The sequence below is a fragment of the Paracoccus ravus genome, from assembly GCF_004522175.1.
GTDB classification, from domain to species: Bacteria; Pseudomonadota; Alphaproteobacteria; order Rhodobacterales; family Rhodobacteraceae; genus Paracoccus; species Paracoccus ravus.
Window position 1 is genome coordinate 67,534 of record NZ_SDEB01000017.1, and the last position, 18,326, is coordinate 85,859.

15 protein-coding genes, 2 tRNA genes and 3 pseudogenes are annotated in these 18,326 nt (G+C 62.6%); 10 read left to right on the forward strand and 10 right to left on the reverse strand.

Going from position 1 to position 18,326, the window contains the following annotated elements:
* The first annotated feature begins 64 nt into the window (after window positions 1–64).
* Window positions 65–1,885: a translational GTPase TypA gene (gene typA, locus ESZ60_RS14120; RefSeq protein WP_134681374.1), complete on the forward strand. Its 1,821-nt coding sequence runs from the start codon at window positions 65–67 to the stop codon at window positions 1,883–1,885.
* Window positions 1,886–1,985: 100 nt separating this feature from the next.
* Entirely contained in the window at window positions 1,986–2,600 is a 615-nt protein-coding gene (locus ESZ60_RS14125) for a TetR/AcrR family transcriptional regulator (protein ID WP_134681375.1), read from the forward strand.
* Between the two features lie 40 nt (window positions 2,601–2,640).
* Here ESZ60_RS14125 and ESZ60_RS14130 read toward each other — a convergent pair whose 3' ends face one another.
* The 6 genes from ESZ60_RS14130 to ESZ60_RS14155 all read right to left on the reverse strand — a co-directional run bounded on the left by ESZ60_RS14130 (window position 2,641) and on the right by ESZ60_RS14155 (window position 8,395).
* Window positions 2,641–2,964 carry a 2Fe-2S iron-sulfur cluster-binding protein gene (locus ESZ60_RS14130; RefSeq protein ID WP_134681376.1) on the reverse strand — a complete coding sequence of 108 codons (324 nt, stop codon included), beginning with the start codon at window positions 2,962–2,964 and terminating at the stop codon, window positions 2,641–2,643.
* Window positions 2,965–3,030: 66 nt separating this feature from the next.
* Window positions 3,031–3,915 carry a DMT family transporter gene (locus ESZ60_RS14135; RefSeq protein WP_209021302.1) on the reverse strand — a complete coding sequence of 295 codons (885 nt, stop codon included), beginning with the start codon at window positions 3,913–3,915 and terminating at the stop codon, window positions 3,031–3,033.
* A 66-nt stretch (window positions 3,916–3,981) separates the two neighbouring features.
* Complete coding sequence (locus ESZ60_RS14140) at window positions 3,982–5,190, reverse strand: beta-ketoacyl-[acyl-carrier-protein] synthase family protein (RefSeq protein ID WP_134681396.1); 1,209 nt, start codon at window positions 5,188–5,190, stop codon at window positions 3,982–3,984.
* A 137-nt stretch (window positions 5,191–5,327) separates the two neighbouring features.
* Window positions 5,328–5,588, reverse strand: a complete 261-nt coding sequence (locus tag ESZ60_RS14145; protein WP_134681377.1) for an acyl carrier protein — start codon at window positions 5,586–5,588, stop codon at window positions 5,328–5,330.
* Between the two features lie 37 nt (window positions 5,589–5,625).
* A complete protein-coding gene (locus ESZ60_RS14150; RefSeq protein WP_134681378.1) occupies window positions 5,626–6,729 on the reverse strand; it encodes a UDP-3-O-(3-hydroxymyristoyl)glucosamine N-acyltransferase in 1,104 nt (367 codons plus the stop codon).
* Between the two features lie 58 nt (window positions 6,730–6,787).
* Window positions 6,788–8,395: a L,D-transpeptidase family protein gene (locus tag ESZ60_RS14155; RefSeq protein ID WP_245155705.1), complete on the reverse strand. Its 1,608-nt coding sequence runs from the start codon at window positions 8,393–8,395 to the stop codon at window positions 6,788–6,790.
* A gap of 320 nt (window positions 8,396–8,715) precedes the next feature.
* Between ESZ60_RS14155 and mepK the strand changes: the two genes are divergently transcribed.
* The gene (gene mepK, locus ESZ60_RS14160) at window positions 8,716–9,276 is read left to right on the forward strand and encodes a peptidoglycan L,D-endopeptidase MepK (RefSeq protein ID WP_134681380.1); all 561 of its coding nucleotides are present in this window, start codon (window positions 8,716–8,718) and stop codon (window positions 9,274–9,276) included.
* 114 nt (window positions 9,277–9,390) lie between these two features.
* On the opposite strand, the gene ESZ60_RS14165 is transcribed toward mepK, so the two are convergent.
* Together ESZ60_RS14165 and ESZ60_RS14170 are read right to left on the reverse strand one after the other, a co-directional pair.
* The gene (locus ESZ60_RS14165) at window positions 9,391–10,143 is read right to left on the reverse strand and encodes an SseB family protein (RefSeq protein ID WP_134681381.1); all 753 of its coding nucleotides are present in this window, start codon (window positions 10,141–10,143) and stop codon (window positions 9,391–9,393) included.
* Window positions 10,097–10,732 (reverse strand): uracil-DNA glycosylase family protein, encoded by a 636-nt coding sequence (locus ESZ60_RS14170; protein WP_134681397.1) that lies wholly within the window; start codon window positions 10,730–10,732, stop codon window positions 10,097–10,099. The genes ESZ60_RS14165 and ESZ60_RS14170 overlap by 47 nt, the downstream gene beginning before the upstream one ends.
* 199 nt (window positions 10,733–10,931) lie before the next feature.
* Between ESZ60_RS14170 and ESZ60_RS14175 the strand changes: the two genes are divergently transcribed.
* The 3 genes from ESZ60_RS14175 to kdsA are packed head-to-tail and all read left to right on the forward strand — an operon-like array spanning window position 10,932 to window position 14,117.
* Entirely contained in the window at window positions 10,932–11,585 is a 654-nt protein-coding gene (locus ESZ60_RS14175; protein WP_134681382.1) for an ABC transporter ATP-binding protein, read from the forward strand.
* Window positions 11,569–13,287, forward strand: a complete 1,719-nt coding sequence (locus ESZ60_RS14180; protein WP_134681383.1) for a KpsE/RkpR family capsule polysaccharide export protein — start codon at window positions 11,569–11,571, stop codon at window positions 13,285–13,287. Before ESZ60_RS14175 ends, ESZ60_RS14180 begins: the two co-directional genes overlap by 17 nt.
* Window positions 13,284–14,117, forward strand: coding sequence for a 3-deoxy-8-phosphooctulonate synthase (gene kdsA, locus ESZ60_RS14185; protein ID WP_134681384.1), 834 nt, complete (start codon window positions 13,284–13,286; stop codon window positions 14,115–14,117). The genes ESZ60_RS14180 and kdsA overlap by 4 nt, the downstream gene beginning before the upstream one ends.
* A gap of 3 nt (window positions 14,118–14,120) precedes the next feature.
* Here the strand turns inward: kdsA and ESZ60_RS14190 are convergent, their stop codons facing one another.
* Window positions 14,121–15,332 carry a BaiN/RdsA family NAD(P)/FAD-dependent oxidoreductase gene (locus ESZ60_RS14190; RefSeq protein WP_134681385.1) on the reverse strand — a complete coding sequence of 404 codons (1,212 nt, stop codon included), beginning with the start codon at window positions 15,330–15,332 and terminating at the stop codon, window positions 14,121–14,123.
* A 97-nt stretch (window positions 15,333–15,429) separates the two neighbouring features.
* On the opposite strand from ESZ60_RS14190, the gene ESZ60_RS14195 reads away from it, so the two are divergent.
* The 3 genes and pseudogenes from ESZ60_RS14195 to ESZ60_RS14205 all read left to right on the forward strand — a co-directional run.
* Window positions 15,430–15,504 (forward strand) — tRNA-Gln (locus tag ESZ60_RS14195).
* 105 nt (window positions 15,505–15,609) lie between these two features.
* Window positions 15,610–15,684 (forward strand) — tRNA-Gln (locus ESZ60_RS14200).
* A 446-nt stretch (window positions 15,685–16,130) separates the two neighbouring features.
* Window positions 16,131–16,433 (forward strand): annotated as a pseudogene (locus tag ESZ60_RS14205) (integrase core domain-containing protein); the annotation flags it as partial.
* A 384-nt stretch (window positions 16,434–16,817) separates the two neighbouring features.
* Here ESZ60_RS14205 and ESZ60_RS21290 read toward each other — a convergent pair.
* Window positions 16,818–17,246 (reverse strand): annotated as a pseudogene (locus ESZ60_RS21290) (IS5 family transposase); the annotation flags it as partial.
* Window positions 17,247–17,298: 52 nt separating this feature from the next.
* Here ESZ60_RS21290 and ESZ60_RS21865 point away from each other — a divergent pair.
* Window positions 17,299–18,326: pseudogene (locus tag ESZ60_RS21865) on the forward strand (IS256 family transposase); the annotation flags it as partial.

The window sequence follows — 18,326 nt, forward strand, 5'->3', positions numbered from 1 at the left end:
GAGACTGGCCTTTCGGCCCCCCTTGCGTTAGGGGGGCCGCAACTTCATTCAAAGGCCAGCACTCATGGACATCCGCAATATTGCGATCATCGCCCACGTTGACCACGGCAAGACGACCCTCGTCGACCAACTGCTGAAACAGTCGGGGTCGTTCCGCGAAAACCAGGCTGTCGCCGAACGCGCGATGGACAGCAACGACATCGAACGCGAACGTGGCATCACCATCCTTGCCAAGGCGACCTCGGTCGAGTGGAAAGGCACGCGGATCAATATCGTCGACACCCCCGGCCACGCCGATTTCGGCGGCGAGGTTGAGCGTATCCTGTCGATGGTCGATGGCGTTTGCCTGCTCGTCGATGCCGCAGAAGGCCCGATGCCGCAGACGAAATTCGTGACCTCCAAGGCGCTTGCCCTTGGCTTGAAGCCGATCGTCGTGCTGAACAAGGTCGACAAGCCCGCCGCCGAGCCGGATCAGGCTCTGGATCAGGTGTTTGACCTTTTCGCCAACCTCGGCGCGAATGACGAACAACTTGACTTCCCCCATCTTTACGCCTCGGGCATTGGCGGCTGGGCCGATGAGACGCTGGAAGGCGACCGCAAGGACATGTCGGCGCTGTTCGACATGGTGCTGCGTCACGTCGAGCCGCCGAAACAGGTCGCGAAACAGGACGAGCCCTTCCAGATGCTCGCGACCACGCTGGGCGCTGACCCGTTCATCGGTCGTATCCTGACGGGCCGCGTCGAATCCGGTCGCGCCAAGGCTGGTGACACGATCAAGGCGCTGTCGCGCGATGGTGATCGCATCGAGCAGTTCCGCATCTCCAAGGTTCTGGCCTTCCGCGGCCTGACCCAGGCCCCGATCGATGAGGCGGTTGCCGGGGATATCGTCAGCATCGCCGGCATGTCGAAAGCCACCGTGGCCGATACGCTTTGCGCGCTGGATATCGAAACCTCCCTGCCCGCCCAGCCGATCGATCCGCCGACCATCTCGGTCACCTTCGGCATCAATGACAGCCCGCTGGCTGGCCGCGATGGCAACAAGGTCCAATCGCGCGTCATCCGCGAACGCCTGATGAAAGAGGCCGAAACCAACGTCGCGATCAAGGTCGAGGACACCCCCGGCGGCGACGCCTTCATCGTTTCGGGTCGCGGCGAACTTCAGATGGGCGTGCTGATCGAGAACATGCGCCGCGAAGGGTTCGAGCTGTCGATCTCGCGTCCCCGCGTGATCTATCAGGACATCGACGGCGTCCGTCACGAGCCGATCGAAGAAGCGATCATCGATGTCGATGACGAATATACCGGTGCTGTCGTCGAAAAACTGACTGGCCATCGCAAGGGCGATCTGGTCGAGATGAAGCCCGCCGGTCACGGCAAGACGCGCATCGTTGCCCATGTCCCGTCGCGTGGCCTGATCGGCTACCAAGGCGAGTTCATGACCGACACGCGCGGCAACGGCGTTCTGAACCGTATCTTCCACTCGTGGGCCCCCTACAAGGGTCCGATCCAGGGCCGTCGTCAGGGCGTTCTGATCTCGATGGAAGATGGCGTTTCGGTCGCTTATGCGCTGTGGAACCTCGAAGAGCGCGGCAAGATGTTCATCGGCGCGCAAGAGCAACTCTATCAGGGCATGATCATCGGCGAGCATTCGCGCGACAATGACCTTGAGGTGAACCCGCTCAAGGGCAAGAAGCTGACCAACGTCCGCGCCTCGGGCACCGACGAGGCCGTGCGTCTGACGCCGCCGGTGCGCATGACGCTGGAAGAGGCCATCGCCTATATCGACGATGACGAGTTGGTCGAAGTCACGCCCAAGAACATTCGCCTGCGCAAGCGCTATCTCGACCCGCATGAGCGCAAGCGCCAGTCGCGCGCCGAAGGCTGATTTTCAAGGCCAGTACAAAAGGACACGGTTCTGCGCAGGCGGAACCGTGTTAACCTTTATGTTGCGCTCACTTGGGAACCGAACACGGGGCCGGTGCAACATGTATCAACAATTGATTATCGCCGCGCAGAACCTGCTTGTGAGTCAGGGCAGGATGCCCGGCTCGCTTGCAGAGCTTGCACATCTGGCCGAGGTTTCCGAAGAAGACGTCCTGCAGAACTTCGATTCGCTTGCCGCGCTGCGCGAGGGCCTGATCTATCAGGGCGTCGCCTTGCTGAACGACCGGCTCAAGCGGGGGGTGCTGGATGCCGATTCGACAAATCCCGATGTCCAGTTGCGCGCATTGGCGCGCTCTTATGCCGAATGGGCGGATGAGAACCCTGCCCTGTTCCAGCTTCTGGCACAGGGGCTGAACATGCCGCTGGTGCCGGGCAGCACCCTGTTTCGCTTCACCATCTCGATGCGCGACCTTTTCGAGCGCAAGCTCAAGGAGATGCTCGGAGACGGGCTTTTGCGGCCCGAAACCGACATTGCTGCGATCATGCTGCTGCTGCATTGCCTGGTGCGCGGGGCGAATGACGTGATCACCCTCAGGCCGCATGATCCGTGGCTTCAGGGCGACCCGCGCCCCAGTCCCGCCATCGCGGGCGAGTTGTTCGACTATTTTCTCGACAGCATGCTGGCGGCGAATGCGCCGATTGCCGAAGCCATGTGACCCCGGCTCTCGATGATGCGGATCTTGCCGATGTTCGGGATCAGATCTGGCGCTCGGGCAGGTTCACGACCAGACCGTCCAGTTCCTCGGTCACCTTGATCTGGCAGGTCAGCCGCGAGCGCGATGCGTCGGGCTTATAGGCGAAATCCAGCATGTCCTCTTCCATCGGATCCTTGGCGGGCAGACGATCCACCCATTCCGGCGCGACATAGACATGGCAGGTCGAGCAGGCGCAGGCCCCGCCGCAATCCGCATCGATGCCGGGAACGCCATTGTCGCGCGCGCCCTCCATCACGGTCATGCCGGGCTTGACGTCGATGTCGTGGACGGTGCCGTTATGCTCGATATAGGTGATCTTGGCCATGGGTGCCTTCCTTGCGATTTTCCTCGCAAATAGGCCATTGCGCCCGACGAGGAAAGAGGCCGATGCCTAAAGCTTGCGCTCGGCCCGCATTGCCTGAAAATTCGATCCAAGGATGATCGCCGCGCCCAAAAATACCCAGAAGCTGACCGTTTCGCCGTAAATCATGAATCCTGCGATCGCGGCCAAGGGAACACGCATGAAATCGACGGGCATGACGATCGAGGCGTCCAGCCGCTTCAGCGCCTGAGCCATGCAGAAATGCGCAGCCAGCGCCCCTGCCCCTGCCAGCACCATCCAGGGCAGCGCAGCCGGATCCACGGGTCGCCAATCGGTCAGGGCGGCGGCGAAGCCCAGGGGAAGCTGGATCAGGATCATCCAGACGACGATGGCGGCTGGCGAACTGGTGCGCGTGAGCCGCTTGACCAGGACCAGCGACAACCCATAGCCCACCGCCGCCAGCAGGACGAGCCCTGCGGCCGGATCGACGACCTCGAAACCGGGTCGGACGATCACCAGCACGCCGATGAAGCCGCCCAGATTGGCCAATAGCCGTGCCGAGGTCAGCCTTTCGCCCAGCAGCCCCCAGGCGAAGAAGGCGACCCAGATCGGCGCGGTGAATTCCAGCGCAAAGACCGAGGCCAGCGGCAGCATGACCACGCCGATGGTCCAGAAATATTGCGCGGTGAAATGAACGACATTGCGCAGCGCATGCAGGCGGATATTGCGCATCTGGCGCAATTCGGGCCAGAGCCTCGGCAGAAAGACCGAGATGACGACCAGCCCGACCAGTGCACGAAAGAACAGCACCTGCCGGATCGACATAGTCTGCGCCATTTCTCGCGAACCGACCGACATGCCGATGAATGACGCCATGCTGAGCGCCATCCAGCCGAGACCCAGCCAGAACTCGCGATCCGTAGCTCTATCCGCCAATGTGCCCTGCCCGCCCATGTCTCTGCCCTTGCTGAAAATCCGGGCGATACTAGGTATTCCGCGGGCAGGCGCAAGGCGGCACGATCAGACCTTGCGCAGAGCGATCACCGCATTCAAGCCACCAAAGGCAAAGGCATTGGAGAGGACCGCGCCCACCCGCGCCTCTCGCGCCTCGTTTGGCACCACGTCCAGCGCGCATTCCGGATCAGGCTCTTCATAGCCGATGGTGGGCGCGATGACGCCATCGCGCAGGGCCATGATGCAGGCCAGAAGCTCGACCGCGCCCGTCCCGCCGATCAGATGGCCATGCATGGATTTGGTCGAAGAGATCATCAGCCGGTCGGCGTGATGGCCAAAGGCATGGGCCACCGCCGCGCATTCCGTCTTGTCATTCGCCGCCGTGCCGGTGCCATGGGCGTTGATATAGCCGATCTCTTCGGGGCGAAGCTGGGCATCCATCATCGCGCCGGTGATAGTACGCTGCGCGCCGATGGCCGAGGGCATGACGATATCCTGCGCATCGGCCGACATGGAAAACCCCACGACCTCGGCCAGAATATCCGCGCCGCGTGCCACCGCATGTTCCCAATCCTCGAAGACGAAGACGCCCGCGCCCTCGCCCTGCACCATACCGTTGCGCGTGGCCGAGAACGGGCGGCAGGCATCCTTGGACATGACGCGCAGGCCTTCCCATGCCTTGACGCCGCCAAAACACAGCATCGCCTCGGAGCCTCCGGTCAGCATCACGGCCGCCGCGCCCGAGCGCACCATGTTGAAGGCCATGCCCATCGCGTGGTTGGAACTCGCGCAGGCCGTCGCCACGGTGAAGCTGGGCCCCATCAGGCCGTATTCCATGCTCAGATGCGAGGCTGCGGCATTGTTCATCAGTTTCGGGACGACAAAGGGATGGACGCGGTTTTTACCCTCTTCGTAGACGGTGCGGTAATTTTCGTCCCATGTGTTCATGCCGCCCGCAGCCGTGCCCAGAACGACGCCAGAGCGTAGGCCCAGTTCCCCCTCGAAGATCAGCCCGGATTGCTCGACCGCCTCACGCGCCGCGATCAGCGTGAACTGGGTGAATTTATCATAGAGAACGATCTGCTGCCGGTTGAAATAGGTCTCGGCATCCCAGTCGCGGACCTGACCGCCGATCCGCACCGCAAGCCGGTCCACGTCCCGGAACTCCAGCGGGCCGATGCCGCAGCGTCCCTCGCGCATCGCCTCGAAGGTCGCGGGCACGTCGCGGCCAAGCGCATTGATCGTGCCCATGCCGGTGATCGCGACGCGGCGCATGCCATTGGCATGCCGCCCCATGATCACCCGGCCCAGGACGCTGCGCGCGCGGCTGGTCGCGGATTTCACCTTGCCTTTGACCTTCTCGGTCTTGCCCCCGGTCTTTTCGGGCTTGTCGCCCTTGCTCTTCTTGGCGTTCATGCCTTTTCAGCTACCAGTTTCTCGACGGCGGCAATGATCGAGGCAAGCGTCGAGATGTCGAAATCCGATGTCTCGGGCGCATTGGCATTGAAGGGGACCGAGATGTCGAATTCCTCTTCAAGGGCAAAGATCGACTCGACCAGCCCCATGCTGTCGATCCCGATTTCCTGCGGCGACATCTCGGGTCTCAATTCGGCGGGGTCCAGCATGGCCTGTTCGGCAATGATCTGGATGATGCGGTCTCGGATCTCGGTCATATGGCCTCCTTCAGCGCCTGTCGTCCTGGCGACCGACCTATTCGGGCGTGTCGCCAGCGCGCTTTTCCATCAGTTTCTTAACAGTTTCACGAAGCTCCGCCACCTGTGCATAGAGCCGCGGCAACCTGCGGATGTTCTTTTGCGCCTCGACATGGGTTTCCATCTTGACCGCAGGGCTTCCCAGCAGCACCCGACCCGCCGGGGCATTGGTAAAGATCTTGGTCGAGCCGCCGGCGATCACGTCGTCGCCCACGAAGATATTATCCGAGACCCCGACCTGACCGCCCAGAACAACGCGATTGCCGATCCGGGTCGAGCCCGCGACGCCGACCTGGCCGCAAAGCATGCAGTCCTCGCCCACGATGCAATTGTGGCCGATCTGCACGAGGTTGTCGATCTTGGTGCCGCGCCCGACCCTGGTGGCCCGGATCGTGCCGCGATCCACCGTCGCATTGGCGCCGATCTCGACATCATCGCCGATCTCGACCCCGCCAAGGGAGTGGATGCGCGTCCAGTGCTGCTCACGGATCATCTCGCGCTCGCCCAAGGTCTCGCGGATTTCTTCGACGCCGGACTTTTCCGGCGTGACAAAGGAAAATCCATCCGCGCCCACCGAGGCGCCGGGATGCAGGATCACCCTGTCGCCCAGCGTCACCTCATGCGCGACACGGGCGCCGGGATGGAGCAGCGCGTCTTTGCCGATCACGGTGTCGCGGCCGATGGTGACATGGGCGGCGATGCTCGCCCCGCTGCCGATGCGGACGCGCGGGCCGATCACCACATAGGGGCCGATCGCGGCCCCGTCGTCGATTTCGGCGCTGGGATCGATCAGTGCCGTGGGATGGATGCCCTCGGCAATCTCGAGGCCGCGGTCAAAGGCGCGGGTCAGCCCGGCCATGGCGACGCGCGGGCGGCGCACGAGGATCGCCGCGCTCAGCCCAAGCGCCTGGGGATCCATATCCTCGGCAATGATCGCCATGGCGCCGGGCGTAAGCCGCTCGGCATAGGCCGGGGTCGTGGCCAGCGAGATCTGCCCCGCGCCCGCCTGGCCGGCTTCCGCCGCGCCATGAATGACAAGGTCACCGTTTCCCCAATGGCGGGCATCCAGCGCTTTGGCCAATTCGGCAATGGTCAGCTTCATGAGACTCCCCTTCTTCGGGGATGATCTAGTTGCCCCGGCGCGCAGAATCCAGAGTGCCCTAGAGCCCGGCCTTGACAAGGGCGGCGTGAACCCGCGCGTCCCGGCCATAAATGTCGCCATAGCGACGGATCGCGCCATTCTCATCGGGATAGGCGGTGAAATAGACCAGATGGACCGGCAGCGGATCGCTGAGATTCAGATAGGATTCCCGCCCCGATGCCAGCGCCCGCGAAAACCGGGCCTCGGGATCCGCAAACTGCCCCTTCAGTAATTCATGCGCTAGGTCGATCGGCCGGCCGACCCGGATGCAGCCATGCGAATAGGCGCGGCTCGAGCGGCTGAAGAGATGCTTGGTCGGCGTGTCATGCAGATAGATGTTCCAGGGGTTCGGAAACAGGAACTTGACCACGCCCAAGGCATTGTCGTCGCTGGGTTTCTGCCGCATCCGGTAGGGAAAGTTCGCGGCCGAGTAATTGCGGAAATCGATCCGGTCGCGCGAAATCACATTGCCGGCACGGTCCACCACGTCGATATGGCTGACCGCGTGGCGATTGGCCTGCAGGCGCGGCAGATATTCCTTGACCGTGATCGATCGCGGCACGTTCCAGCGCGGATTGGCCACCACATGTTTCATATGCTCCGAGAATTCCGGCGTCTCGTGATCGGCCTCGTCCTTGCCAATGACCACGCGGGTCGAGAAGACCGCGATCTCGTCCTCGCGGATCGTCGCGGTGAAGGAGGGCAAATTGACCCAGACATGACGCGACCGAAGATCATGGCCGTTCATCCAGCGCAGGCGCTCAAGCGCGACGACGATGCCCTTGGCTTCGGGCCCGAGGCCGCGATTCAGGCGCGCGACGGTCATCGGCCCGGCAACCCCATCCGCAGGCAGGCCCACCTGATCCTGGAAGGCCGCGACAGCGTCCCGCAGCGCTCCGTCGAACAAGGCCGGATCGCCTTGCGCGGCGGCGTCGAAACCGATAGCGGTCAGACGCTCGCGCAAGAGAACGACGCCCTCGCCCTTACTGCCCTCGCGCCAGGTGCCCTTGGGGACGCGTGGCGTTCCGGCCGGAGCGGCAAAGGCGGACATGTCTTTCAGCGCCGCCTGAAGCGCGAGATAGTCGCGGTCATGGGGCGCCAGCCCGGCAAGCCAGGCCGCGGGATCCGATGCCTTCACGAAATCGCGCAGAAGATCGCCCGTGCTGCGTCGCGTGACGCTGCGCTTGATGCCGGTATCCACCTTTTGGGGATCGAGCACGCCGCCGCTGACATCATGGGCCCAGCGGGCAAAGACACGGGCAAAGGAAAGCTCCGTCGCAAGCCCTGCCTCGGGCGCGTCGTCCAGCCGGATGAGCTTTGCGGCCTCATAACGCTTTGCAGGAAGTCCATGTTCACCCGCGCTGCGGATCGCACCGATCAGCGCCGCCCTCAGCGGCGCGCCATCGGCCCCCAGGAACACCGGCTTGAGCCCGTTCGCGCCATAGAAATCCGCAAGCCCAGGAAAGCCCGAGACGGCCTGCGCCAGTTCCATCTCTTCGGGGGAAAACACCAGCCGGGGGGCGGGAAGCGCCGCAAGGGCCGCCGTTTCCAGCCCCTGTGCCTGGACGGGCCCGGAGAGGCCTCCGCAAGACAGGGCGGCAAGCACCACAACCAATGAGCGAATCAACCTTGAACGCATAACCGGATCACCGCGAATTCCATTTTCCGTCTCTGTGCCATTTCGACAAGGACGGGTCCAGAATCCGTGACAGTTTTGCCGCGTCCATGATGCAGCAACAGCACGGTGGTTCCGGCAGTTTCATCGTGGTTCGCGGGCAGGCTTGCCTGTCGGCGGAATCTTGCCGAACATGGCAATTGTTCGCCAGCTTTGGAATCAAATGCTTTCTCTCGCTCGCGGGCTGGTGACATACTGTTAATCAGTCCCGGCTAAAACGGGACTGCCGGAGAGGGCCGGCAATAACAACGAAGCAGGACAGGCGATCTGACATGACGTTTGAAACTATCTCGCGTCGCGGCATACTTGGTGTGTTCGCGGCGACGACGGTGGCAGCAGCGCCGGTTATGGCCAATGCCTTCGGTCTGATGCGAGGTGCAGGTGATATTCGCCGCATCCGCATGTATTCCGGGCGTACCGGGGAAAGCATCGATACGGTTTACTGGGTCGATGGCAAGTATATCCGCGACGCTCTGAATGAAATCAATGTGTTCATGCGCGACTGGCGCACGGGCCAGGTGATCGGGATAGACCCGCGCACCGTCGATATTGCGGCTGCCTCGCACCGGCTGCTGCAAACGAACGAACCCTATATGATGCTCTCGGGCTATCGCTCGCCGAAAACGAACGCGATGCTTCGCTCGCGCTCGTCGGGCGTGGCGCGCAACTCGTTGCACATGGTGGGCAAGGCTGCGGATCTGCGGCTCAAGTCGCGCTCGGTCTCGCAGATGTACAAGGCCGCTGCCGCCTGCCATGCGGGCGGCGTCGGGAAATACTCGCGCTCCAACTTCGTGCACATGGATTGCGGTCCGGTGCGTCACTGGGGCGCCTGACTCGCGAAGTTACACGATCGCGTGATTACGGAAAGACCCGCCTCAATGGCGGGTCTTCGCGTTTTCTCTTGCAAGCGCCAAAAATCCGGGCCAGCCGGATTCGCGGCGGCGCGATCACCGCAGGCGCGGTGGCGCATCGGGATCGCGGCGCGGCGGAGCGGGAGCTGCCTCTGGTTCGGGCGGGTCGAGGATCAGTGCAACTTCCGGATGCTCGGCATCCGAGAAGCCGATATCCACCCCTCCCGGGATCTCGGGAAGAAAGGCCAGAAGCTCGGCGATGGCCTTGGCGATGGCCGGGCGGCGATTCTCCGCGACACCTTTCAGGATGATCGCATGACCCGCGCCGTCAGCGGCCCAGTCGGTGCGCAAGAGCGCCGCGGATGAGACCAGATCGACCATATCCCCCAGACGGACGGCCAAGGGCTCGGCCAGCGTCTCGACCACCTCGGGCAGCGGGGCGCGCACCTGTCGGGGGGCTTCGTCGGGGGCCAGTTTGGGCTGGGCGTCGAGCGCGGTGACCAGCCAGCCGAGCAGGCCGGGATCGAGCAGCATCTGCGAGGGCGCGCCGGGATTGATCAGCAGGCCGCGCTTTTCCTTGGTAAGTGCCGCCGCCAGCACGCGGCCGGGCAGCGCCACATAAGCGACCGCCTCGCCGATGAACCCGGCCAGACGATCCTCACTGTCGCAGGCCAGGGCGACCGGCCCCTCGGCCAGCGGAAAGATCCGCAGTTCGGCCCGGTCATCGGCCGGTTCCTCGATCAGGGCGGCGAAAAGCTCGGTATCCGCAAGGCGAGACAGGATGCGCGCACGGCGCGGCGCATCAGCCTCGTGGAAGGGGGTTGCGCAAAGCTGGTCCAGTGGGGTCATCGGCATTTCTCAAGACATCATCGACAGCCTGGCGCAGGGCGGGAAGCAGATCTGCCTCGAACCAGGGATTGCGTTTCAGCCAGCCGGTATTGCGCCAGGACGGATGTGGCAAGGGAAAGATGCGCGGCGCATGGTCCCGCCAGGCCCGCACGGTCGCGGTCACCCCACCGGTTGCGGCCGCGCCGAGATGCCATTTCTGGGCATGAGCGCCCACCAGAAGCGTCAGGCGGGGACAAAGCTGGGCCATGATCTCGCTGCGCCAGGTCGCGGCGCAAAGACGAGGCGGAGGCAGGTCAGCCCCCTTTCGGTCATAGCCCGGAAAGCAGAAGGCCATGGGCAGGATGGCCACGCGGGACATATCGTAAAATTCTGCCTCGGAAATGCCCATCCAATCCCGCAGCCGGTCTCCTGAGCGGTCCGTGAAGGGCCGACCCGAGAGATGCACCCGCATCCCCGGTGCCTGGCCCACGACAAGAATCCGCGCGCCCGGCCGGAACCAGACGACCGGACGCGGCTGATGCGCCGTGGCGGTCGCGGCGAATTGCTGCGCGCAGAGGCGGCATGCGCTGATCCGTTCGACAAGTTGCATCTGCATGAAATATGTCTGCGACTGCGCGCGAAAAAGGCCGGACACGGCTCCATGGCCAAAGAAACCTGCCCGTTATGGACAGTGCGCGGGCAGCGGCCTATTGTCACGGCGTGACCCGTTTACGATTGTCGTGGGAGAAGAGGCACTTGATGCAGAATGCGTCCCCGCGCGCGGGGTGCCATATCGCGAAAGACGACCCATGATCGAATTTGACAATGTCTCGAAGTCCTTCTGGACCGGAACGCAGCGCAAGGTCATCCTCGATCGCGCCTCGTTCCGGATCGAGTTGGGAAAGTCGATGGGCATCCTTGCTCCGAACGGGACCGGCAAGACCACGATCATCAATATGATGTGCGGGCTCGAGAAACCCGACGAAGGCCAGATCCGGGCCGATTGCCGCGTGTCTTTTCCGCTGGGCTTCATGGGGGGGATCTCGCCCAAGCTGACCGCCAATGAGAATGCACGCTATATCGCGCGGATCTACGGGCTTGATCCGGATTATGTCGAGGCATTCTGCCGCTGGCTGACCGATATCAAGGAATATTTCGACATGCCGGTCGGGACTTACAGTGCCGGGATGCGGTCACGCTTCACATTTTCCCTGCTGCTCGCGTTGGAATTCGACGTCTATCTGATCGACGAGGGCATGCCCCATACGACCGATGCCGAATTCAACCGCAAGGCGGGCAGCGTTCTCTATGACCGGTTGAAATCCGCGACCGTGGTGGTGGTGTCGCATCAGGCCCGGACGATCGAAAAATTCTGCAATTCTGCGGCCGTTTTGCGGGATGGCAAACTTTACCAGTTCGAAACCCTCGAAGAGGCGAAGCAATATTATGACTACACCTCCTAAGGCGCGCCTCTTTCGGATCAGCCGCGAAGAGTCGGTGCTGGCGGTCGAACGCGGACCCGCTTCGGTCGAAACCGCGCGCAGGGTGCAGATCGAGCGGCGCAAGAAAGACCAGCAAAATGCCGCGTCGCCCTCTGACCCCGCCAACCTCTTCGCGGCAGATCCCGATGATGACGGTTTCGCCAATATGCGCTTTCCGGGTGCGGAAAAGCCGGCAGAAACGCCCGCCATGGCCGAGCGGATCGCGGCGGTCCGCGCCGAGAACCTGACAGATCGGCAGCTGCGCATGGCCCGGCGCATCGCCGCCATGCATGAGATCCAGGTCGCATCGGACCTTGAGGCGGTCGTCGTCCTGCGCGATCGCGGCATCGACCCGTTCCACCGCGCCGCGCTGGGTCAGATCCTGTCGGACGAAGCGGCCAAATCCACCGCCGCGCTGCCCGCCGCCAGTCCGAAACCGGGGACGATGAAAAAGCGCGGCACCGAGATCGTGCCGGTGGCACCCGACCGACCCGGACTTCCCGGACTGCCCTCGCGCGAGGCGCTGACCGAGGACAAGCGCGCCGCCGAGATCATGCGGATCCAGAAGGACATCGCCCGTCGTCGGCGACGCCGGTTGATGATGCTGGCGGCGCGGCTTCTGGTCTTTGTGGGGATTCCCTCGGTTCTTGCGGGGTTCTACTATTTCAAAGTGGCGACCCCGCTTTACGCCACGAATTCGCAGTTCCAGATCCAGCAGGCGGACAAGAGCAATTCGGCCGGTCTGGGCGGGCTCTTCAGCGGCACGCAGCTGGCGACGAATACCGACTCGGTCGCGGTGCAAAGCTACCTGACCTCGCGTGACGCGATGCTGCGCCTCGACCGCGAGATCGGGTTCAAGGCACCGTTTCAGGACATGGCCATCGACCCGATCCTGAGGCTTGACCCGGATGCGACCAATGAGAAGGCCTATAAGCTTTACCGCAATTCGGTGAAGATCGGCTATGACCCGACCGAGGGCGTGGTCAATATGGAAGTGATCGCACCGGATCCCGAACTCAGTCAGGAATATTCCCTCGCGCTGATCAAATATGCCGAAGGTCAGGTCGATGCGATGACCTCGCGCCTGCGCGAAGACCAGATGAAGGGCGCGACCGACAGTTACAACGATGCCGAGGAAAAGGTGAAGGCCGCCCAGCAGCGCGTGCAGGAGTTGCAGGAAAAGCTGGGCGTTCTGGACCCCGCCGCTGAGGGCAGCGTCATCATGGGCCATATCGCGGAACTGGAACGCCAATTGGCCGACAAGAGGCTCGAACTTGGCCAGCTTGAGGCCAATGCCGTGCCGAACCGCAGCCGCGTCCAAGGCGTCAAGGGCGACATCTCGCGCCTCGAGGACATGCTGGTCGAAACCCGCGCCCAACTGACCGAGGGCAATGCCGCGCGCGGCTCGCTCGCGACCATTTCCGGCCAGATCCGCATCGCCGAATCCGATCTGCTGACACGTCAGGAACTTCTGGCGGCGGCGGCGGCACAGATGGAGAATGCCCGGATCGAGGCCAACAAGCAGGTCCGCTACCTGTCGCTCTCGGTTGCCCCCGTGCCGCCCGACGAGGCGACCTATCCCAAGGCCTTTCAGAACACCGTCGTGGCGTTTCTGATTTTTTCCGGCATCTATCTGATGCTATCCCTGACCGTCTCGATTCTGCGTGAACAGGTATCCTCATGACCCAAGTACAAATCGGCAATCTGGCCTTCGGCAATGACCTTCCCCTTGGGCTGATCGCCGGACCCTGCCAGATGGAAACCCTGGACCACGCCCTCATGATCGCCGAGACGCTGGCCAAGGCCTGCGAGGCGGCGGGCGCGGGCTTCGTGTTCAAAGCCAGCTATGACAAGGCCAACCGCACTTCGCTGTCCGGCAGGCGCGGCGTCGGCATGGAAGAGGGGCTGCGCATCCTGGAAACCGTGCGCGAGCGGCTGGGCTGCCCGGTCCTGACCGATATCCATGACATCCCGCAGGCGCGGGCTGCGGGCGCGGTGGTGGACATCATCCAGATCCCGGCTTTCCTCTGCCGCCAGACCGATCTTTTGCTGGCCGCGGGCGAAACCGGAGCCGTGGTCAATATCAAGAAGGGCCAGTTCCTCGCGCCTTGGGACATGCCGAACGTGGCCGACAAGGTCGCCTCGACGGGCAATCGGCGCATCATGCTGACCGAGCGCGGGGCGAGCTTTGGCTATAACACCCTTGTCGCCGATATGCGCAGCCTGCCGATCATGGCGCGGACCGGCTGGCCAATCATCATGGACGCCACGCATTCGGTGCAGCAGCCCGGCGGTCAAGGCGGCTCTTCGGGCGGGCAACGCGAATTCGCTCCGGTGATGGCGCGCGCCGCAGCGGCGATCGGCGTCGCCGGTCTCTTCATCGAAACGCATGAAGACCCGGACAATGCGCCTTCCGACGGGCCGAACATGATCCATCTGGACCAGATGCCGGGGCTCATCGCCTCGCTCATGCGCTTCGATGCGCTGGCCAAGGCCGAGCCGGTGATGGGCTGAGCCTCAGGCCGCGGCGATCGACTTCGCCGCGGCATGGCCCGAGGCCCAGGCCCATTGGAAATTATACCCGCCTAGCCAGCCGGTGACATCGACCACCTCGCCGATGAAATACAGCCCGGGGATCGCCCGCGCCTGCATCGTCTTTGCATCAAGGTCGCGGCAATCCACCCCGCCCAGCGTCACTTCGGCCGTGCGCCAGCCCTCTGATCCGACGGGCCGCAATTCCCAGCGGTTGACCCTTTGCGCCAGCAGGTCGATCCGGGGATTTGTCAATTCGGCAAGCCGCGCCTCCTGCAGACCAAGCTGCGTCGTGATCGACTCGGCAAGCCTTGCGGGCAGGTAGCGCGACAGCGCGGTCGTGACGCCGACCCGCCCTGCCCCGTTGCGTGCATCGCGCAGCGCGGTGGCAAGGTCGTGATCGGGCGCAAGATCGAGCGTGATCGTATCGCCCGGTTTCCAGAAGCTCGATATCTGCAAGATCGCCGGTCCCGAGACACCGCGATGCGTGAAGAGCAGCCCGTCGCGAAACCGCGCCGCATCGCGCCCTTTGCCGTGGCGCGCCACGGCCTCGACGGACACCCCGGCCAGAGGCTTGCACAGATCCAGATCCTGCTCCGCAAAAGTCAGGGGCACGAGCCCGGCGCGGGGTTCAACGAGCCTCAGCCCGAACTGCCGCGCGAGGTCATATCCGATCCCGCTTGCCCCCATCTTGGGAATGGATTTTCCACCCGTCGCGACCACCAGGTTCGTGGCGAAGACCGGCCCCCGGCTTGTCTCGACCCGAAAGCCGCCATCGCATCCTTCAACCGAGACAAGGCTCGTCGCCAGCCACAGATCCGCGCCGCGCATCCGATGCAGCAGCATATCGATGATCTGGCGCGCGCTGCCGTCACAAAAGAGCTGCCCCAGCGTCTTTTCATGCCAGGCGATGCCCGCCTGATCGACCAGTTCGACGAAATCACGCGCCGTGAACCCGGCCAGTGCCGAGGCGCAGAAGCGCCGGTTCCCTGAAAGGAACCGTTCGTGGTGGGTGGCGAAATTGGTGAAATTGCAACGCCCGCCGCCCGAGATCCTGATTTTCTCGCCCGGGGCGCGCGCGTGGTCCAGCACTAGAATGCGTGGCCGCGGGCCGTCGCTTTGCGCCGCAAGAATCGAGCCCGCGCAAAAAAGGCCGGCGGCACCGGCGCCAAGAATGATCGTATCGTAATGTTCCATGCGCGGCGCCTTAACTGCGCGCGAAGTTTCCCACAAGAAATTTCGCGCGCCCCCTTGTGCCCCCGGAAAGCCTTGGATAGATAGCCGCTCACAGAGTTGGGGCGTGGCCAAGTGGTAAGGCAACGGTTTTTGGTACCGTGTACCGTAGGTTCGAATCCTACCGCCCCAGCCAAGAATTTTTCTCTCAAGCAATTGATAAACTTAGAGAAAAATTTTCGGCGTTGAATTTTCTCTCTTGCCTGCATCAAGAGAACTGGTTAAACACCGCTCACAGAGTTGGGGCGTGGCCAAGTGGTAAGGCAACGGTTTTTGGTACCGTGTACCGTAGGTTCGAATCCTACCGCCCCAGCCAACTCACCCTAAAGTGCTGATCTGATTGACCTTCGCAGAGTTGGGTGGGGATTGGTGGCAAATGTCCTCCATGACTGTCCATCACCCGGTCGCACCCCAACCGTGAAGGGGCCTTCGAATGGGCATCGTTAACTTCTTCCGTCGCGGCGCGATCTACACTTGCGACCCGATGTGAGCGGGTTCCCCGGGAATTGTTTGTAGAAGGTTAGGCGGTTCGAGTTTACCGGAGACTGCTCAACCTTTTGCCCCAGATCGGATAGCCTTCTTCACCGTGGGGGACGCTCACCAGAACTGTTGAAGGGCGCTTACGGCAGGGCATTGCCCCAAGTCCACCCTATCACGTCCGTCAAGCTGGTATAATTTTCCGAGTGGCCTGCGGTCATGATCAGGCTGCTTTCGTGGTTATGCTGATGATGGGGTCGATCTCCTCCATGTCGATCAGGGCGAAGGGTCGATAATGGCAGCGGGTTCATCTCGCGAGATCTGGACCTTTGGGCCTATGCCAAAAACGTCACGCTTGGCTTTTCACGTTCCGGCAAACCCACTGACAACGGATTCATCGAGGCGTTCAACAGCAAGCTCAGGTTCGAGTGCCTGAACGCGCACTGGTTCATGAGCCTCGCGGATGCGGTCGAAAAGCTGGAGGATTGGCGTAGACACTACAACGACGATCGACCCCACAGCGCTATCGGATACAACGTCCCCAGCGCGCTGCACTTTCCTGGCGGTGTCACCAGCCCGCCGCCGTGACCAACGCCGGAAACTCCGGCTTCAGATGGTCCAAAATCGGTAGGCGGGGCAAGTTGGCGCAGACTCTCGTGATGAATGAGGGACCAGAAAGGGGCAGGTAACCTTGCCTCGCTGCTAGAATCTGGATGTGCATCGCCTTGAAGTCGATCTCGACAGTGGGTGTATCATTGATGAAAATCTTAGATCGATACTCCCTACCAAGGCCTTGCCACCACGGACCACAGAACCGACCATTTTTCTCCCACGATCCGCGACTGAAGATCCTTCGCACCTGTTGGTAGCGAGGCCCGATATCGACTCTGATTTCTCGTCCCCTTTTGTCCCACCGAACAACCTACTGGTCTTCTAAGTCAGGAATGTCGATGAAGGTCTTTAGAGGGCGTTTCAAAACCATGTAGTCTGCGCTCGATAGCAGATGATGGCGCCGGCCAAGATGGTGAAGGCCAGATGAATGTCGGCCCTGCGCTCGTATCTGACGGCGAGGCGGCGGAATTTGGAGAGCCAGGCGAATGTGCGCTCGACGATCTAGCGATGCTTTGAAGATGACTGCTGCTCTCAATGCCCTTTCTGGCGATGCGATGCTTGATGCGGCGTTTTGTGCAGGCACTGCGGCAACGGGGATAGTCTTAACCCTTGTCGGCATGCCGCTTGCCGGGCCGATGGCGCGCCCTGCCGCTTGCCATGAATGGGAGGAATGGCGTCAAGCAACGGATCGAGCATCCTGCTGTCATGGACGTTGGCACCGCTCAGGCGCACCGTCAGGGGAATGTCACGGCGATCGGTGACGATGTGGCGCTTCGTGCGAGAGCGTCCGATCTTCTGTGTATGACTGATCCGGTCCATGCTTCCCCGAAAGGAAGCATGCATGACGATCTCCAAGGAAATCCTCGACGAACTGCTGAAGGGTGTTGAGCGCCCTGAGGATCTGCTCGGCGACACCGGGCTGATGAAAGAGCTGAAGATCAAGCTCATGGAGCGGATGCTGGGCGCCGAGCTGACGGCGCATCTTGGCTATGAAGATGGCAAGGATGCCCCTCCGGGTCAGAGCAATCGCCGGAATGGCGCCTCGATCAAGGTGCTGAAGGGGCAGGACGGCGAGATGACAGTTGCGGTGCCCCGCGACCGCGACAGCAGCTTCGAGCCGGAGCTGGTGAAGAAGGGCCAGACCCGGATCGACGGGATGGAGTGAGGAGGAACAGAAAACAGTCCGGGGGACTGTTTTCCCGACGAACAAGATCATCGGCCTCTACGCGGCCGGGCTGACAGTTCGGGATATCCAGGCCCATCTGCTCGATCTCTATGGCCTGAAGGTCTCGCCCGATCTGATCAGCCGTGTCACCGACGCCGTCCTGGACGAGGTTCGGGAATGGCAGAGCCGGGCGCTGGAGCGGATGTATCCGATCGTGATCTTCGATGCCCTGCGGGTGAAGATCCGCGATGCCGACAGCCGGACGGTGAAGAACAAGGCCGTGTATGTCGCCCTCGGCGTCACCCGAGATGGCCTGCGCGAGGTTCCGGGCTTGTGGATTGCCGAGAGTGGGAGGGGTCACAAAACAGTCTGGGGGACTGTTTTGCCCGACCACGGGGCCAAGTTCTGGCTTTCGGTGATGAACGAACTGAAGAACCGAGGGCTGCAGGACATCCTGATCGCCGTCGTGGATGGGCTCAAGTCTCCGGCAGCTTACGCGGCCCCGCCGGGGCCACGGTCTGCCTTCGATCCCCGAGGCGATCACGGCGGCCTTCCCGGACGCCATGGTTCAGACCTGCGTTCGCCATTCCCTGAACTTCTGTTCCTGGAAGGACCGCAAGGGCCAATCGTCGGGAAAACAGTCCCCCGGACTGTTTTCTGATCCTCCTCATACCACCGATCTGCGCCGGATTTACAGCGCCCCG

What these genes read in the sequence shown, in the direction of transcription:
- typA (WP_134681374.1), top strand. Translation starts at nt 65, where the DNA reads ATGGACATCCGCAATATTGCGATCATCGCCCACGTTGACCACGGCAAG.
- ESZ60_RS14125 (WP_134681375.1), top strand. Translation starts at nt 1,986, where the DNA reads ATGTATCAACAATTGATTATCGCCGCGCAGAACCTGCTTGTGAGTCAG.
- ESZ60_RS14130 (WP_134681376.1), bottom strand. Translation starts at nt 2,964, where the DNA reads ATGGCCAAGATCACCTATATCGAGCATAACGGCACCGTCCACGACATC.
- ESZ60_RS14135 (WP_209021302.1), bottom strand. Translation starts at nt 3,915, where the DNA reads ATGGGCGGGCAGGGCACATTGGCGGATAGAGCTACGGATCGCGAGTTC.
- ESZ60_RS14140 (WP_134681396.1), bottom strand. Translation starts at nt 5,190, where the DNA reads ATGCGCCGCGTCGCGATCACCGGCATGGGCACGATCAATGCGCTTGGC.
- ESZ60_RS14145 (WP_134681377.1), bottom strand. Translation starts at nt 5,588, where the DNA reads ATGACCGAGATCCGAGACCGCATCATCCAGATCATTGCCGAACAGGCC.
- ESZ60_RS14150 (WP_134681378.1), bottom strand. Translation starts at nt 6,729, where the DNA reads ATGAAGCTGACCATTGCCGAATTGGCCAAAGCGCTGGATGCCCGCCAT.
- mepK (WP_134681380.1), top strand. Translation starts at nt 8,716, where the DNA reads ATGACGTTTGAAACTATCTCGCGTCGCGGCATACTTGGTGTGTTCGCG.
- ESZ60_RS14165 (WP_134681381.1), bottom strand. Translation starts at nt 10,143, where the DNA reads ATGACCCCACTGGACCAGCTTTGCGCAACCCCCTTCCACGAGGCTGAT.
- ESZ60_RS14170 (WP_134681397.1), bottom strand. Translation starts at nt 10,732, where the DNA reads ATGCAACTTGTCGAACGGATCAGCGCATGCCGCCTCTGCGCGCAGCAA.
- ESZ60_RS14175 (WP_134681382.1), top strand. Translation starts at nt 10,932, where the DNA reads ATGATCGAATTTGACAATGTCTCGAAGTCCTTCTGGACCGGAACGCAG.
- ESZ60_RS14180 (WP_134681383.1), top strand. Translation starts at nt 11,569, where the DNA reads ATGACTACACCTCCTAAGGCGCGCCTCTTTCGGATCAGCCGCGAAGAG.
- kdsA (WP_134681384.1), top strand. Translation starts at nt 13,284, where the DNA reads ATGACCCAAGTACAAATCGGCAATCTGGCCTTCGGCAATGACCTTCCC.
- ESZ60_RS14190 (WP_134681385.1), bottom strand. Translation starts at nt 15,332, where the DNA reads ATGGAACATTACGATACGATCATTCTTGGCGCCGGTGCCGCCGGCCTT.